Genomic DNA, 15905 nt, shown 5'->3' on the forward strand with positions numbered 1-15905 from the left:
GATTTTTCGATACTCATTTGCGCAAGAACACAAGTACACGAAACGAGCATGAATTGTTAAAATACCGCTTCATAATGTTTTCATAAACCGCCAACAGCTGTTCAAAAATAAAATTGATGTAATTTGCGCCGCTTTTCAAAATCGATATGCGACTAAAAAACACCTGTATTGCCGTTCTTATTTTATTTTTCAGCGTTGTTTCGACACCTGTTTTTTCCCAATGTTTCCAAATAGAAAGTATTTTGGTCGACGCTTGCGGACCGCAGGAAGGCTTGAATGAAATGGTGCGTTTTAAAGTCGGCGCGACCGCGGTCAACACGTCGAATCTTAGCGTGGATTGGCCCAACAACAACTGGCAGGGATTGATCCAGAACGCCGTGACGAACCAAAAAGTCGCGACGCTCAACGCCGACATCCTTGACGCCGGAGGTTGCGGACAACTCATCCAGCCGACCGGAGGCGTTTTGCCGGCCAACGCGAGAGTGATTTTAGTGACGAGCCATCTGTTCGATACGGCGCTCAATCAATTCGGTCCGATTACCGAAGATATCTATATTCTTTTCCAAAATAACACGAATGTTACGTCAGGTCATTTCGCCAATTCGGGAACGGGTTTGCGCACTCTCGAGATTTCATTCGGAAGTTGCTCCGATTCGGTCACCTACGACCGCGAATTGCTTATCGATGAAAATGGTGTGACAACCGCAGGCGATGGCGCGACCGTGGAATTTACTGCGGCCGGCGTAGCGACATACACGAATTACGGCTGTTCGGCCCCGGTTCCTCCGTTTACGGTTCAGGCGGGGTCGAATTTGAACGCTTGCGCAGGAAGTACGATTTCGCTCGTCGGGCAGGCGCAAGGCCAGCAAAGTGTGAGTTGGGGCGCGGCTTCGGGGAGTTTTTCCTCGGGATCGGCTTTGACTACGAATTATACGATTCCGGCGAACGCGACGGGTTCGGTCGTGTTGACGTTGTCGGCGACCAATACGTGCGGCGCCGTGATCTCGGATACTGTGACGATTACGATTACGTCGGCAATCACGCCGAATTTCGCGACAACATTGACGCTTTGCCAAAACGCGACGGCTCCGGTTTTAGCGACGACTTCCCCGAACGGAATCGTCGGAACTTGGAATCCATCGGCAATTAACAATACGGCAAGCGCAACCTATGTTTTCACTCCGACCGCGAACCAATGCGCGTCTCCGATTACATTATCGGTCACAGTTACGAATTCGATCGTTCCTGATTTCGCGACGACATTGACGCTTTGCCAAAACGCGACGGCTCCGGTTTTAGCGACGACTTCCCCGAACGGAATTGTCGGAACTTGGAATCCGTCGACAATAAATAACACGGCGAGCGGAACGTATATTTTCACTCCGACCGCGAACCAGTGTGCGGCTCCAATTACGTTGTCGGTCACCGTTACGAATTCGATCGTTCCTGATTTCGCGACGACGTTGACGCTTTGCCAAAACGCGACGGCTCCGGTTTTAGCGACGACTTCTCCTAATGGAATTGTCGGAACTTGGAATCCGTCGGCAATAAACAACACGGCGAGCGGAACGTATGTTTTCACTCCGAACGCGAACCAATGCGCGTCTCCAATTACGTTGTCGGTCACAATTACGAATTCGATAGTTCCCGATTTCGCGCCGACATTGACGTTGTGCCAGAATGCGACGGCACCGGTTTTAGCGACGACTTCCCCGAACGGAATTATCGGAACTTGGAATCCGTCGACAATAAACAATACGGCGAGCGCGACGTATATTTTCACTCCGAATGCAAACCAATGCGCGGCTCCAATTACATTGTCGGTCACAGTTACGAATTCGATCGTTCCTGATTTTGCGACGACGTTGACGCTTTGCCAAAACGCGACGGCTCCGGTTTTAGCGACGACTTCCCCTAATGGAATATCGGGAACTTGGAATCCATCGGCAATAAACAACACGGTGAGCGGAACGTATATTTTCACTCCGACCGCGAACCAATGCGCGGCTCCAATTACGCTGTCGGTCACAATTACGAATTCGATCGTTCCTGATTTCGCGCCGACATTGACGCTGTGCCAAAACGCGACCGCTCCGGTTTTAGCGACGACTTCACCGAACGGAATTATCGGAACTTGGAATCCATCGGCAATAAACAACACGGCGAGCGCGACGTATATTTTCACTCCAACCGCAAACCAATGCGCGTCTCCGATTACATTGTCGGTCACAATTACAAATTCGATCGTTCCTGATTTCGCGACGACATTGACGCTTTGCCAAAATGCAGCGGCTCCGGTTTTAGCGACGACTTCCCCGAACGGAATTACGGGAACATGGAATCCGTCGACCATCGACAACCAAAATAATGCGACGTACGAATTTACTCCTGATGCGGGACAATGTGCGCAAAACGTGACCTTGACGGTAGCAGTTGGAATTCTTTCGTTTGAAATCGAAGGCAATTGCCAAAATGGGGATTTCGTGCTTTTGCCGACGAGTTTGACACTTGGCGCGCAAAACGTTTCGTATGAATGGACCGATGCTTCGGGCGCCGTCGTCGGACAGGAGGAAACCCTAAACATAACGGATCTCGTAAATGGCACGAATGCCGAATTCCCGATGCAGTTTACGCTGACGGTCGAATTGGCGTCGGGTTGTTCGGCCTTCCGAAATTACACTGTGGAAAGTATTTTCTGCACGGTTCCGAAAGGTGTTTCGGCGAACGGCGACGGGCTCAACGACAGTTTCGATCTGACCGGCCTGAACGTGAAAGAGCTAAAGATCTATAACCGATTCGGGGCCGAAGTGTATAGCCGACGCGATTATACGAACCAATGGGTCGGACAATCGAGCAACGGAAACGAATTGCCCGACGCCACGTATTTCTATGTGATGACGACCACCGACGGAAAATCCCGCACCGGTTGGGTGTACTTGATACGACGTTCGTAGATTTTGATATTTTTGTAAGCTAATTTTTTGATATAATGCCGATTGCCACAATGGATGTACGCTTTACTTACTTGAAAACTCTTTTTTGCCTGCTCGTATTCTCGTCGATTTTCACGACCGATGCAAACGCCCAGGTTTATCGACACGAATTCGGTACGACCGCGATCAATGCGCATCCATATACCGCGGCTCCGAACGCAATCGACACCAACCTATCGACTTCAGGTTGGAGCAACTCGACAGGCGTGTGGACGAGTGCTGCGGGCAATGCAGGGCAAGCCATACGGCTTACATCTACGGGTTCGGCGACGATAACTTTGGCACTCAATGTGGCGCCGAATTACGCGCTCAACGTTACGTCTTTCGATTTTTGGAGAATGCGTAGCAATACGGGCGCGACGAACTTTACCCTCGCGATAAACGGTACGCCGATAGGAGCGGGCACGATCGGAACTACCGGAGCCGCTTTGGGAAACACACCGGTGTCGAACACCGCATCAGGATTTACGGGCGCGGTGACGGTAACTTTGACGGTTACGGGTGCGACGGGCGGTACGTTCCGGCTTGACGATTTTACGTTGTACGGAAGTGTCGTGACGACGTGTACGGGCTCGACAGTCACATCGATTTTTCCGACGACTGGCCCCGAACATACTTTGGTCAATATTTCAGGCAACGGGTTCCAATCGGGAAGCGGCACGACATCGGTAACTTTCAATGGAGTCGCGGCCGCGTTCACCGTCATCTCGAACATGTTGATACAAGCGTACGTTCCGGCCGGAAACGCTACGGGATTGATTGGCGTGGTTACGAATGCGTGCCCGGCTTTTTCAATTCAACCTTTTACGGAGATCGTTTCGGTGGCCTTGCCCAATTATTCGACCGACATTTACATCTCTGAGGTGTACGATGCGCAGGCCGGCGACGGAGGCGTGATCGAAATTTACAACGGCACCAACGCCACGGTGAATCTTTCTAATTATTCGATCCGACGATACGGCGATGTAGGCGGATCAACTTTTTACGAATTCAACCTTGTGGGAACGCTCGCGCCGGGCGGCATTCATCTGGTTGGCATCGGAGTGGGAACGGCGCCTTGCAGCATCGTCGAAGGCACGCATTACGACACTGGTTTCAACGCCGACGATGATTTGCAGTTGCTGAAAAACGGGTCGATAATAGACGACGTGCACGCGCCCAACAACGTTGGTTTTTCAATCTTGAGAAATCCCGACGCGATTGCGCCGAAAGTGATTTTCGATGCCGCCGACTGGACGATCAACGATACCGAAAGTTGTACCGATATCGGGCAATTCAGTCCACCGTTGGCGCAACTTCCCGCGAGTCCGCAACCAGCCAGCGTCGTGATTTGCGAGAATGGCTCGGCGAGTTTTTCGGCTATCGTGCCGAATCCTGCAATATATACGTATCAATGGAAAATGCTCAATTCGGCGGGCGCTTGGGTAAATGTGCCCAACGCGGCTCCGTATTCGGGCGCAAATACGGCGACACTGACTATCACCTCGACTCCGGTTTCACTCGACAATTCACAGTTTTACTGCGCGATCGGCATCAACGGAAGTGTCGCGGTCAGCAATGCGGCACAACTCGAAGTCAATCCCGGACTCGCTCCTGATTTCCCGACGACGGCCACGATCTGTTCCGGAGACACGGCCCCGATTCTGGCGACGACATCTCCGAATGGCGTGACGGGAACCTGGTCGCCAGCAGTCGTAAGCAACACGGCAAGTGGAACATACATATTTACGCCGGGTGGTTCGTGCGGCGTGCCATTTGTGTTTACGGTTACGGTTACAACGCCGATCGTTCCCAATTTCGCGAGCTCGGCGACAATCTGCCAAAATATGGCGGGTCCGAGCCTATCAACGACTTCGCCCAATGGAATTACGGGAACGTGGAGTCCGTCGGTCATGGACAACCAGAACAGCGGCACCTATGTTTTTACGCCGACTGCGGGCCAATGTGCGACACAAGCGACTTTAGTAGTGACGATTACGCCGAACGTCGTTCCCAATTTCGCGACGACATTGACGTTGTGCCAAGGATCGACCGCGCCCGTTTTGGCGACGACTTCCTCGAACGGGATTTCGGGAATTTGGAATCCATCGACGATAAATAATGCGGCAAGCGGCAACTATATTTTTACGCCGAATTTGGGTCAATGCGCGACATCGGTCACGCTCGCAGTCACGGTCACGAACAGCATCGTTCCTGATTTCGCATCGACACTGACATTGTGCACGGGTTCGGTTGCAACGACTCTCGCGACGACTTCTCCAAATGGAATCACGGGAACTTGGAATCCGTCATCGATAAACAATACTGCGAATGGAAGTTATGTTTTCACGCCGAATTCAGGCCAGTGCGCGGTTCCATTTACGCTCGCGGTAACTGTGACAAATACGATTGTTCCAAACTTCGCCACGACATTGACGCTCTGCCAAGGCTCAACGGCTCCCGTTTTGGCTACGACTTCACCGAACGGAATCGTCGGGACCTGGAATCCTGCAGCGATCAATAATACGACGAGTGGCAGTTATGTGTTTACGCCGAATCCAAATCAATGCGCGACTCCGATTACGTTGGCCGTTACGGTTACGAACAGCATCGTTCCTGACTTTGCGACGACGTTGACGCTTTGTCAGAATTCGGTCGCTCCGGTGTTGGCGACGACCTCTCCAAATGGGATTTCGGGAACTTGGAATCCGTCGGTGATCAACAACCAGACGAGCGCAAATTATATTTTTACGCCGACTTCGGGACAATGTGCGACTCTAATTACTTTGGCGGTTTCGGTCACAAACCAGATCGTTCCGAATTTCGCGACGACGTTGACGTTGTGTAACGGCGCGACGGCTCCGGCTTTGGCGACGACTTCCCCGAACGGGATTTCGGGAACGTGGAGTCCGACGACAATCAACAACACTTCGACGGCGAGTTATATTTTCACACCGACTTCAGGTCAATGCGCCACTTCAGTCACGCTCGTGGTTACGGTCACGAATACGATCGTTCCAAACTTCGCCACGACGTTGACGCTTTGCCAAGGAACGACGGCTCCCGTTTTGGCGACGACTTCACCCAACGGAATCGTCGGGACCTGGAATCCTGCAGCGATCAATAATACGACGAGCAGCAGTTATGTGTTCACGCCGAATCCGAACCAATGCGCGACGCCGATTACGTTGGCCGTTACGGTGACGAACAGCATCGTTCCTGATTTTGGGACGACGTTGACGCTTTGCCAGAATTCGGTCGCTCCGGTTTTGGCGACGACTTCCCCGAACGGGATTTCGGGAACTTGGAATCCGTCGGTGATTAACAACCAGACGAGCGCAAATTATATTTTTACACCGACTTCGGGACAATGTGCGACTCCACTTACTTTGGCGGTTTCGGTTACAAACCAGATCGTTCCGAACTTCGCGACGACGTTGACGTTGTGTAACGGCGCGACGGCTCCGGCTTTGGCGACGACTTCCCCGAACGGGATTTCGGGAACCTGGAGTCCGACGACGATCAATAACACTTCGACGGCGAGTTATATTTTCACACCGACTTCAGGTCAATGCGCCACTTCAGTCACGCTCGTGGTTACGGTCACGAATACGATCGTTCCAAGCTTCGCCACGACGTTGACGCTTTGCCAAGGCACGACGGCTCCGGTTTTGGCGACGACTTCCCCGAACGGAATTGTCGGAACTTGGAATCCGGCGACAATCAGCAATACGACGAGCGGCAATTATGTGTTCACGCCGAATCCAAATCAATGCGCAACTCCGATTACGTTGGCCGTTACGGTTACGAACAGCATCGTTCCTGACTTTGCGACGACGTTGACGCTTTGCCAGAATTCGACGGCTCCGGTTTTGGCGACGACTTCACCGAACGGGATTTCGGGAACTTGGAATCCGTCGGTGATCAACAACCAAATAAGCGCGAATTATATTTTTACGCCGACTTCGGGACAATGCGCGAGTCAAGTAACGTTGGCCGTTACCGTGAACGCGTTGCCAAATCCGAGGATCAACGACGGCGCAATCTGTTTGGACGACGCAGGCCAGCCGATCACGACTCACTTGCTATCGACAGGACTTCCGAACTCGGGTTATACATTTGTCTGGACTTTGAACGGCGCGCCGCTTCCGACCACGACGAACGCGCACACGGCGACCGAGGCCGGGACGTATGAAGTTACGGTGACAAATGCGGCGACAGGTTGTTCGAATTCGGATCAGGCGACCGTGACCGCTACGAGTGGAATCACAGTCAACGCGAACACGCCGGCTGATTTTACGGGTGGAATTGTGACCATACAAGTTTCGGGAGGTTCGGGCAATTATACGTTTACGCTCGACGGTGAAATCGCGCAGACAACTGGTGTTTTCTACGGATTGCAGTCGGGCGAGCACACGATCTTCGTGCAGGACGTGAACGGTTGTGATTCGGAAACGGTTACGATTTTCTTGCTCAATTATCCGAAATTCTTCACTCCGAACGGCGACGGTTATCACGACATCTGGAACATTTCAGGACTTGATGACCAGCCTGATGCGAGAATTCACATTTTCGACCGATACGGGAAGCTGCTCAAAACCTTGCAACCGTCATCGACGACGGGTTGGGACGGAACCTACAACGGACATTCTTTGCTCGCGACCGATTATTGGTTTTTACTCGAATATCGCGACCGCGTTGGGACGAGAAAGGAATTCAAGGCGCACTTTTCTTTGAAACGATAAGTTTTATTCGGAAATCAGATACGCTTTTTTGATGACATCAAGCGCGGGAAACGTGCGTAAAAAGTCGTTTCGGTCATTGTACATGATCTCCGACGCCTGCATCGATCGGTCGCCGTAACCTGAATGTAACGACTCTACGACGTCCATTCCTTTGACGACATTCCCAAACGCGGGATAACCTTTTACGCCGTCGACGACCGTGGTATCGAGTTCGGGATTGTTGTTGAGGTTGATGAAAAGCTCGAGGTCGCGCGAATCTTTGCCGTAACGCGCAAAACTGACCGTACCTTTTTTATTGCTCAAGACAACAGGTTCGTCGGGAATCCTGACCGCTTGCCACTGCTTCATGATCGCGGTATTCGTGTTTCCGAATTGCGCCAGATACTGCGGCAGCACCCTATAAAAAATCGCGTTGTCGTAATAATCGTGGCTGACGAGCTGGAAAACCCTGTCGGCGGCCGCGGGCGATAGTTTGCGTTCGACTTCGATATCGAAATTTCCTTTCGTGGTCTCGAAGCGCGCGGTGAATTTTTCGGGCGCTTTTTCAGTCGTCCAGTCGGGATCGAACGTCGGTTTGGAACATCCGAAAACGAACATTATTATAAGGAAGGAAACTATTTTTTTCATTTCAGTTTATTTTCGATTTGATCGATGCGATCTCATTGCGCAGCCCGAGTAGGATGTCCTTCATATTTTCCATGCTCGCGTCGAACGGTTCGGCTTCGTTGAGGTCGAGGCTGCATTCGAATTTCCAGATTTCGAGAATGTCCGACGCCTTGATCTGGTAGGGTTCGTAAAATCGGTTGTCCGACTCGAGCAACAACGTGTTTTTCCCGTTTCGATTGAGTCTTTTGTACACGATTCCTTCGCTTTTCGTGAGTAAAATATACGTTTTTCCATCGAGAACATCGCCAAGTTTCTCCACATAACGCCCGATCACATACGAGCCGCTTTGGTGTGGCGGCATGGAATCTCCGTCGATGGGGAACGCCCTGAATTTACCGTTTCGCAGGAATGGAAGCGAAATGTGCTGCAGGTTTTCGATGAACTCGGGATCGGCATAACCCAATGCATATCCGGCCTTCGCCTTGTGCGGAATGATCTCGATGAGGTTTTCGCCGAAATTGTCGACCTTGATAGGTAATAAAATCCGGTTGTCGGGCAACTTCATCAAGTCATCGACGGAAATTTTCCGGATGTCGACCGTGAGCAAAAGATCGATGCTCAGATAGAAAAACCGCGACAACGCCACGAGGATTTCGGGCGGTGGCGAGTTGACTCCATCCTCATATTTTGCGTAGCGATCGCGTGATATGGACAATGTTTCGGCCACCTCGCGCTGGGAGCGTTCGCGCTTGATACGCAGGTGCTTGATGTTATCTGAAAATAGCGACATATAAATTTGTGATGATTCGTCACAACAAATATATTAAAATTTGTGATATATCGTCATATATTTGCGACAGAGGAATTTACATGAGATTATTTGACGACCACGAGCTTTTTTTAAGCGGAACCCAACGCAAGACGTTCGATGTTCCCGACGCCGAACTGTTGCTTGATGAAGGTTTCTTTTCAAAGACGGAATCCGACGAATATTACGAGCATCTTTTCAATCGGACGCCTTGGAGAGAGTTTGAAATGGACCTATACGACAAGACCGTGAAAGTGCCGCGCATGGTCGCCTGGTATGAAGATAAGACGAACGTTGGTGCCGACCCCGACGGGCTCGATTGGACAACCGAATTGCTCGAGATCCGCAGCCGTGTTGAAAAGGAAACGGGAATCGCTTTCAACAGCGTGCTACTCAATTTGTACCGTGACGGACGATGGCGTGTCTTGGCACAGCGACCGCGAAGATACGATTGGAAGTAATCCGGCAATCGCATCGGTTACGTTCGGTGATTCGCGTTTGTTCCGATTGCGGCACAAGGTTCGGAAAGACGTGGAACAGGTAGAGATTAAGTTGCATCACGGATCTTTCCTGCTAATGTCGGGAACGACGAATACGTATTGGCAACATCAGGTTCCTAAGACAAAGCGCGAGGTGTTGCCACGCATTAACCTGACGTTTCGGATTGCGAAGCGAGCAGTTTGAGAATTAGATAATTTGAAAATTAGATAATTGGATAATGGCGTTTGGGTCATTGGGAACGACTCGTCTTAGAAGCGGGTTTGTGTAGTTGTAAATAGGTTGTTGATCGCGAATTGTTTTTTTAATGAATTTATTGGATACCAAATCGTCGAATTTTATGTCAATCAGATCGCCTTTTACCTTTCCGACAAGTTATTTGATTATTTTGTTTTCAAGGAGTGAGGAAATGACGAATCGTCGTTGGTAATCAGATCAACCATCTAATCCCCAAATTTAATTGTCCATGACAAAACCTGCCAAGCGGCCTGACAAACAACCCGTCGGCATTATGTTTGCTTTTCAGAAGCGCCCAAGGAAACGAAATCCGATGGTAAAAAAGTCAACAACTAAAAGAAAGGAAACAAATGCTAAAGTGGATTGACGTTATCAAATTTACTGGTCAGGGCAACCCAAAACCTGAACAAAAAGTAATAAAATCCGACGCCGAATGGGTGCAGGTCCTGGCGCCCGAAGAATTCCGCGTCACGCGACAAAAAGGAACGGAGCGCGCGTTCAGTTCTGAAATGTGCTCCTATTTCGAACCCGGAATTTACGCCTGCGTTTGCTGCGGCACGCCGTTGTTCGACAGTGGCGAAAAATTTGAAAGCGGAACGGGTTGGCCGTCGTTTACGCAACCTTTAACCGAAAATGCAGTGGCGTACCACAAAGACATCAGTTTCGGAATGGTCAGGATCGAGGCGCTTTGCAATACGTGCGACGCTCACCTCGGACACGTTTTTCCTGACGGTCCCGCGCCGAGTGGATTGCGTTACTGCATGAATGCCGTCGCATTGAAGAAAGTAGAAAACGGTTTGAAGAAAGCGACGTTCGGCGGAGGCTGTTTCTGGTGTACCGAAGCCGTCTTCAATCAACTTAAAGGCGTAACAAAAGTCGAAAGCGGTTACAGCGGCGGACAAATAGATAACCCGACGTATCGCGAAGTCTGCAGCGGGAAAACCGGCCATGCCGAGGTGGTGGAAGTGACTTATGATCCCGTAGAAATTTCGTTCGAGGATTTATTGCGGATTCACTTGGTCACGCACGACCCGACGACGTTGAACAGGCAAGGAGCCGACGTCGGAACACAGTACCGCAGCGTGATTTATTATCGCGATGAACAGGAAAAACAAAAAGCGGCTGCGATTGTCCAGGAGCTGCAACCAGCTTACGACAATCCGATCGTGACCGAAATATCTCCTTTGGAATATTTCTACAAGGCCGAAGAATATCATCAGGACTATTACAAAAATAATTCGGAAGCGGGATATTGCCAGGCGGTCATCGATCCGAAGCTCAAAAAATTCAGGCAGTTGTTCAGCGACAAACTTAAAAAACAAGTAGACGCGTGATCAAGACTGCTGGATTTGGCGGCGGTTGTCATTGGTGTACCGAAGCGGTTTTTGCCTCTTTGAAAGGTGTGAAAGCCGTTCGTCAGGGATGGATTTCATCGACCGGAGAAAACGACTCGTGGTCAGAAGGCGTGCTCGTCGATTTCGATACGTCGGAAATCAGTTTTGAAACGCTTGTCGAAATTCATCTTTACACGCATGCGAGTACGTCCGAACATTCTATGCGCGATAAATATCGGTCGGCGGTATATGTTTTCGATGCGCAAGATCTGAACGAGGTGAACAGTATTCTTGGACATTTACGTTCCGATTTCGAAGGATTGGTCACCAAGGCGTTGCCATTCGTCGCGTTCGAATCGAGTCGCGATGAACTCGTCGATTACTATTACAGCGATCCGAATCGCCCGTTTTGCGAGTTATACATCAACCCGAAATTGAAGCTGCTGCTCACTCGTTTTGCGTCGTATGCAAACGAAGCGAAGATCGGCACGTTGGAGTAGTCGGACGAAAGGGTTCGCTTACTACGATCCAAGTCAGGAGAGATATCGACTCCGAGGTCACAATCGCTTAGCAAAAGAGTAATCGAAATTTAGGTCGCTTGATGATTCGATTGGGGAATTGCGCGTGATCAAACGATAATTTTCAAGATGTTGCTTTTGAAGCCCTTTCGCAGTGGAAGGGCTTTTTTATCGACATTTCGGAGCAAAAAATCCTGCAAATTTTTCAAAATTCTACATAAGACGCGAATCAGCGAACATCGGTAATTTTAGCAAAAATCGAAATCATGCAGGAATTCATAAACGATTTGCTCAAAAATCTGGAAAGTTATTACAACAAAATCGTCGACGTGACACCAAAATTATTGTTGGCACTCATCGTAATCGTTCTCGCTTGGATGATCGCCGCTCGTGTCAAGATGTTTGCCGACGTCCGGCTTAAAAAACGCATGCACGATGCGCTATTGGCGACGTTCATTGCGAATTTGCTCAAGGCGGTTTTGATCATCATCGGATTTTTTATCATGTTCCGGATCGTCGGACTGACTTCGATCGCAAGCAGTATTTTGGCCGGCGCCGGAATTTCAGCGTTTATCATCGGGTTTGCGCTCAAAGATATAGGCGAGAACTTTCTTGCTGGGATTTTATTGGCATTCAAGCGTCCGTTCAGCGTCGGCGACATCATCGAAAGTACAGGCGTGAAAGGCAAAGTCATTGCTTTGAACCTGCGCGATACGCAAATCAAGAGCGACGGGAAAGACATCTATATCCCGAACGCGGTACTTATAAAGAATACGTTAATCAATTATAACCGAGGCGGATTTCTGTTGCAGGATTTTACCGTGGGGCTTGAATACGGATCGGATTATAACAAAGCAATTGCGCTTGTAAAGAGCGTGCTTGAGGCTGAGAATGACATTGTGAAGGAAGGTTTTAAGAATGTGGTCGTGATTTCGGGAATCGTGGGCGCGGCACCTCAATTGAATGTGAGATATTGGGTGAAGACGGATAGCATGTTTTCAGATGGAAGGATACGGTCGGAGGTTTTGATTGCGATTTTTACGATTTTGAAGGAGAATGGGTTTGTGATTAAGAAGGAGTAGCGTTTTTTGCTGAGGCTTTTGCCGCGGATTGGCTTCGGCCGTTCGCGGTTAGGGATTATTGTCTCTAGTGGATCACGGGTTTTGGTTTTAACATGCGACTTAATTTTTTAGCCACGGATTACACGGATTTCACGGATTATACGGATTTTGCTACTCCAGTTCGCTACCATTGAGTCACGGGTTTTGCAGGGTGTTGAGAATTTTTATCGGCGTGTATTTTTAGGATCTTTTTTAATTCGAGGTAGATTTTTTAGCCACGGATTACACGGATTTTGTTAGGATTGGGTCACGGATTTTTGCCTCGTGTGGATTACGGGTTCTGGTTTTAACTTGCGACTTAATTTTTTAGCCACGGATTTCACGGATTACACGGATTTCCATGGACCTTCTAAGCTGTCGCGGATTTCTTTTCGCGTGGAATTTTCGGCTGTCTTTTTTAGTTCGACGGAAATTTTTTAGCCACGGATTGCACGGATTTCGCTTCGCCCGTTCGCTACGATTGGGTCACGGATTTTTTGCGGTTTGTTGGATCTTGGCGAACCAATTAAAATTTAAAATTCAAAACTTAAAACAACTCCTTCAGTTTTTGCCTCATAATCTCGACTCCTTGCGTTGCGCTCGTAGCGATAATTTCAATCGGGTTCGGCAATCCTGGAATTCCGATGGGTTTGGGGTCGATGTAGAAAATCGGGACATTGGGTTGGGTGAACGAAACCAATCCGGCCGCGGGATAGACTTGCAGCGACGTTCCGATTACGGCGAAAACGTCGGCTTGTTGTGTGATGTGGACGGCCTCTTCGAGAGCGGGAACTTCTTCGCCGAACCAAACGATATGCGGCCGCATTTGATGTCCGTTTTCATCGAGATGCGAGGAAGTCAGGTCGTCTTCCCAATCTAAAATAAAGTTTGGATTTTGCGTACTGCGTGCTTTTAGGAGTTCGCCGTGCAGATGCAGCACGTTCGAGCTTCCGCCTTTCTCGTGCAAATTGTCGACATTTTGCGTAATAATGTGAACGTCAAAAAGTTTCTCGAGTTCCGCTAGTCCGATGTGTGCCGCGTTGGGTTGCACTTGCTTAAGCTGGCGTCGGCGTTGGTTATAAAAATCGAGCACGAGTTCTTTGTTACGTTGCCAGCCTTCGGGCGACGCAACATCCATTACGTCATGTCCTTCCCACAATCCGTCGGCATCGCGGAAGGTTTTGATTCCCGATTCGGCCGAGATTCCTGCGCCCGTAAGCACTACGAGTTTTTTCTTCATATTTCTAAAGTACGAAGTTTTGCTATCATTGTGAACTGCGAGATTGTTAACTTTGCGCATGACCGATATCGACTATCTGAACTATCTCGAAGGTTTCCTGACCGATAACCGAAAGGCAAAATTCCTCGACGTGCTTTCGCGTCGGACAAATCATTTCACGGTCGCGATCGAGGACGTTTTCCAATTGCACAATACGAGCGCCGTGATGCGCAGCTGCGAGGTTTTCGGCGTGCAGCAACTCAGCGTGATCGAGGAGAAATACACGAAAACCATCGACAAGGAAATTGCAATGGGCGCCGAGAAATGGGTCGACATCAATCGATTCGGCAGTATTTCCGACTGCATCTCAAGCCTCAAATCCCAAGGTTATCGAATCATTGCTACGACGCCACATCACGACGATTGCACGCTCGACGATTTCGATATCACGCCAAAGTCGGCGTTGTTCTTTGGAACCGAACGGCTTGGGTTGTCGCCTGAGATCATCGAGAACGCCGACGGGTTTTTGAAGATCCCGATGGTTGGGTTTACTGAGAGTTTGAACATTTCGGTTTCCGCAGCGATTATTTTGCAGAATTTGACGTCGCGTTTGCGTCGGTCGGAAATTCATTGGCGATTAAGTGAAGCGGAAATTTTGGATAAGCGATTGGATTGGGCCAAAAAGTCGATCAAGGATATTGAGGGAGTCGAGCGTCGGTATTTTGAAAAATAAGTTTTTGAATTCTTTTGAATGCTCCATACAGTTGAGCTGCCTCTTGTCTACACGTGATTTTTTACGCCCGAATTCGCAAGTCGCCGACCAATCAGAAGTGTTTATTTGTAATTTTGCGCCGCTGCACTTTGCAAAATCGGGTTCTGGCAAACGATTATGTTAGAGGGAATGAGAAATATTTCGGGCGCAAAAAAAAGGCCTGCCTAAGCAAACCTGATTTTTATTTTTTCTTAAGGATTTTATATTCCTCGTAACACTCGCTGATCGCTTCCATAACCTGCAAATCGTTCGCAGTTTTCGCAAATGATTCCGAGTAATTGCAACGCGCGAGGATTTCAGGGATGTCGGCTTTGTTTATGCCCAAAAGCGCGGCGATCGTTTCACGGTCGTATTTGGATTCGAGAAGATTGCGGATGTTGTCGTCTTTCTTGAATTCCTTGAGTTTCTTGAGTTCGGTCGGTTTTTTTCCGAAGAAATTATAAAGCGCATCTCCTGGATTGAAAATCGATCCCATGATCTTGCCGAAAGCACCCGGAGAGAAAGCCCCCGCTTCGTAAGCCGAATTAAGCCCTGAAATGCTGTAACGGTGGTCTTCTTTTACAGGAATGAGCTTGGTGTCGACTTCGAGATATCCGGTAAGCCTGTACGGTTGTATGATGAGTTCCTCGAGTGCGATCGCTTTCTCGGTAAGGTGGATCGCGTTCACTTTGTTCTTCGTCCAGTCGTTGCCCACGCGGATTTTGAGCGATTGGAAACCTATGAGCGAGAACAACAACGTATCGTTTGCCTCGGCTTCAATCTCGAAACGTCCGAAATCGTCACTGATAGCACCTTTTACCTTGTTGAGATTCACGATATTCACATTGCTCAAAGCGAGCGATGTGTTATCGTTGGAGACAATACCTGAGACCTTTTGTGGTGCTTCAGATTTTTGCGCAACGATATGAAGTGAAAGGAATAAAAAGAGTAAGACTGTAAACGATCTCATGTTTGGTTTTAAAACGTTAAAAGTAGTAAAACACACCAAGATTACTTACTGTGTTCTTTTAATTATTAGAAAATTAACAGATTCCGATTTTGTTGAAAAAGTTTAAGGTTTAGCATTTAGCGTTGAAACGATCGGCGTCAACGCTAA

The 15905-nt window shown here is 49.2% G+C and carries 12 protein-coding genes; 8 read left to right on the forward strand and 4 right to left on the reverse strand.

The genetic code is table 11. The features are described from left to right. Nucleotides 1-242 precede the first annotated feature (242 nt). Together EOO50_RS13170 and EOO50_RS13175 are read left to right on the forward strand one after the other, a co-directional pair. Entirely contained in the window at nucleotides 243-2954 is a 2712-nt protein-coding gene (locus EOO50_RS13170; protein WP_290840737.1) for a gliding motility-associated C-terminal domain-containing protein, read from the forward strand. Between the two features lie 71 nt (nucleotides 2955-3025). After that, nucleotides 3026-7717 (forward strand): T9SS type B sorting domain-containing protein, encoded by a 4692-nt coding sequence (locus EOO50_RS13175; RefSeq protein WP_290840738.1) that lies wholly within the window; start codon nucleotides 3026-3028, stop codon nucleotides 7715-7717. A 3-nt stretch (nucleotides 7718-7720) separates the two neighbouring features. Here the strand turns inward: EOO50_RS13175 and EOO50_RS13180 are convergent, their stop codons facing one another. Continuing rightward, complete coding sequence (locus EOO50_RS13180) at nucleotides 7721-8344, reverse strand: peptidylprolyl isomerase (protein WP_290840739.1); 624 nt, start codon at nucleotides 8342-8344, stop codon at nucleotides 7721-7723. Nucleotide 8345: 1 nt separating this feature from the next. Beyond that, complete coding sequence (locus EOO50_RS13185; protein WP_290840740.1) at nucleotides 8346-9113, reverse strand: LexA family transcriptional regulator; 768 nt, start codon at nucleotides 9111-9113, stop codon at nucleotides 8346-8348. Between the two features lie 80 nt (nucleotides 9114-9193). Here EOO50_RS13185 and EOO50_RS17715 point away from each other — a divergent pair, with 80 nt between their 5' ends. From EOO50_RS17715 to EOO50_RS13205, 5 genes are all read left to right on the forward strand, one after another. Next, nucleotides 9194-9592 (forward strand): hypothetical protein, encoded by a 399-nt coding sequence (locus tag EOO50_RS17715; RefSeq protein ID WP_363331756.1) that lies wholly within the window; start codon nucleotides 9194-9196, stop codon nucleotides 9590-9592. Then, a complete protein-coding gene (locus EOO50_RS17720; protein WP_363331758.1) occupies nucleotides 9552-9815 on the forward strand; it encodes an alpha-ketoglutarate-dependent dioxygenase AlkB in 264 nt (87 codons plus the stop codon). Before EOO50_RS17715 ends, EOO50_RS17720 begins: the two co-directional genes overlap by 41 nt. Nucleotides 9816-10216: 401 nt before the next feature. Then, a complete protein-coding gene (locus tag EOO50_RS13195) occupies nucleotides 10217-11200 on the forward strand; it encodes a bifunctional methionine sulfoxide reductase B/A protein (protein ID WP_290840741.1) in 984 nt (327 codons plus the stop codon). Then, nucleotides 11197-11700: a peptide-methionine (S)-S-oxide reductase gene (locus tag EOO50_RS13200; protein ID WP_290840742.1), complete on the forward strand. Its 504-nt coding sequence runs from the start codon at nucleotides 11197-11199 to the stop codon at nucleotides 11698-11700. Before EOO50_RS13195 ends, EOO50_RS13200 begins: the two co-directional genes overlap by 4 nt. A gap of 284 nt (nucleotides 11701-11984) precedes the next feature. After that, nucleotides 11985-12800, forward strand: a complete 816-nt coding sequence (locus tag EOO50_RS13205) for a mechanosensitive ion channel domain-containing protein (protein ID WP_290840743.1) — start codon at nucleotides 11985-11987, stop codon at nucleotides 12798-12800. A gap of 565 nt (nucleotides 12801-13365) precedes the next feature. On the opposite strand, the gene EOO50_RS13210 is transcribed toward EOO50_RS13205, so the two are convergent. Continuing rightward, nucleotides 13366-14058 (reverse strand): NAD-dependent deacylase, encoded by a 693-nt coding sequence (locus EOO50_RS13210; RefSeq protein WP_290840744.1) that lies wholly within the window; start codon nucleotides 14056-14058, stop codon nucleotides 13366-13368. 58 nt (nucleotides 14059-14116) lie between these two features. Between EOO50_RS13210 and EOO50_RS13215 the strand changes: the two genes are divergently transcribed. Then, entirely contained in the window at nucleotides 14117-14770 is a 654-nt protein-coding gene (locus EOO50_RS13215; RefSeq protein ID WP_290840745.1) for an RNA methyltransferase, read from the forward strand. Nucleotides 14771-14990: 220 nt separating this feature from the next. Here the strand turns inward: EOO50_RS13215 and EOO50_RS13220 are convergent, their stop codons facing one another. Continuing rightward, on the reverse strand, nucleotides 14991-15758 hold the full coding sequence (locus EOO50_RS13220; RefSeq protein ID WP_290840746.1) for a carboxypeptidase-like regulatory domain-containing protein: 768 nt from the start codon (nucleotides 15756-15758) through the stop codon (nucleotides 14991-14993). Between the last annotated feature and the right edge of the window lie 147 nt (nucleotides 15759-15905).

The sequence above is a fragment of the Flavobacterium sp. genome (assembly GCF_004211145.1).
Classification (GTDB): domain Bacteria; phylum Bacteroidota; class Bacteroidia; order Flavobacteriales; family Flavobacteriaceae; genus Flavobacterium.

What these genes read in the sequence shown, in the direction of transcription:
- EOO50_RS13180 (WP_290840739.1), bottom strand. Translation starts at nt 8,344, where the DNA reads ATGAAAAAAATAGTTTCCTTCCTTATAATAATGTTCGTTTTCGGATGT.
- EOO50_RS13185 (WP_290840740.1), bottom strand. Translation starts at nt 9,113, where the DNA reads ATGTCGCTATTTTCAGATAACATCAAGCACCTGCGTATCAAGCGCGAA.
- EOO50_RS17715 (WP_363331756.1), top strand. Translation starts at nt 9,194, where the DNA reads ATGAGATTATTTGACGACCACGAGCTTTTTTTAAGCGGAACCCAACGC.
- EOO50_RS13195 (WP_290840741.1), top strand. Translation starts at nt 10,217, where the DNA reads ATGCTAAAGTGGATTGACGTTATCAAATTTACTGGTCAGGGCAACCCA.
- EOO50_RS13205 (WP_290840743.1), top strand. Translation starts at nt 11,985, where the DNA reads ATGCAGGAATTCATAAACGATTTGCTCAAAAATCTGGAAAGTTATTAC.
- EOO50_RS13210 (WP_290840744.1), bottom strand. Translation starts at nt 14,058, where the DNA reads ATGAAGAAAAAACTCGTAGTGCTTACGGGCGCAGGAATCTCGGCCGAA.
- EOO50_RS13215 (WP_290840745.1), top strand. Translation starts at nt 14,117, where the DNA reads ATGACCGATATCGACTATCTGAACTATCTCGAAGGTTTCCTGACCGAT.
- EOO50_RS13220 (WP_290840746.1), bottom strand. Translation starts at nt 15,758, where the DNA reads ATGAGATCGTTTACAGTCTTACTCTTTTTATTCCTTTCACTTCATATC.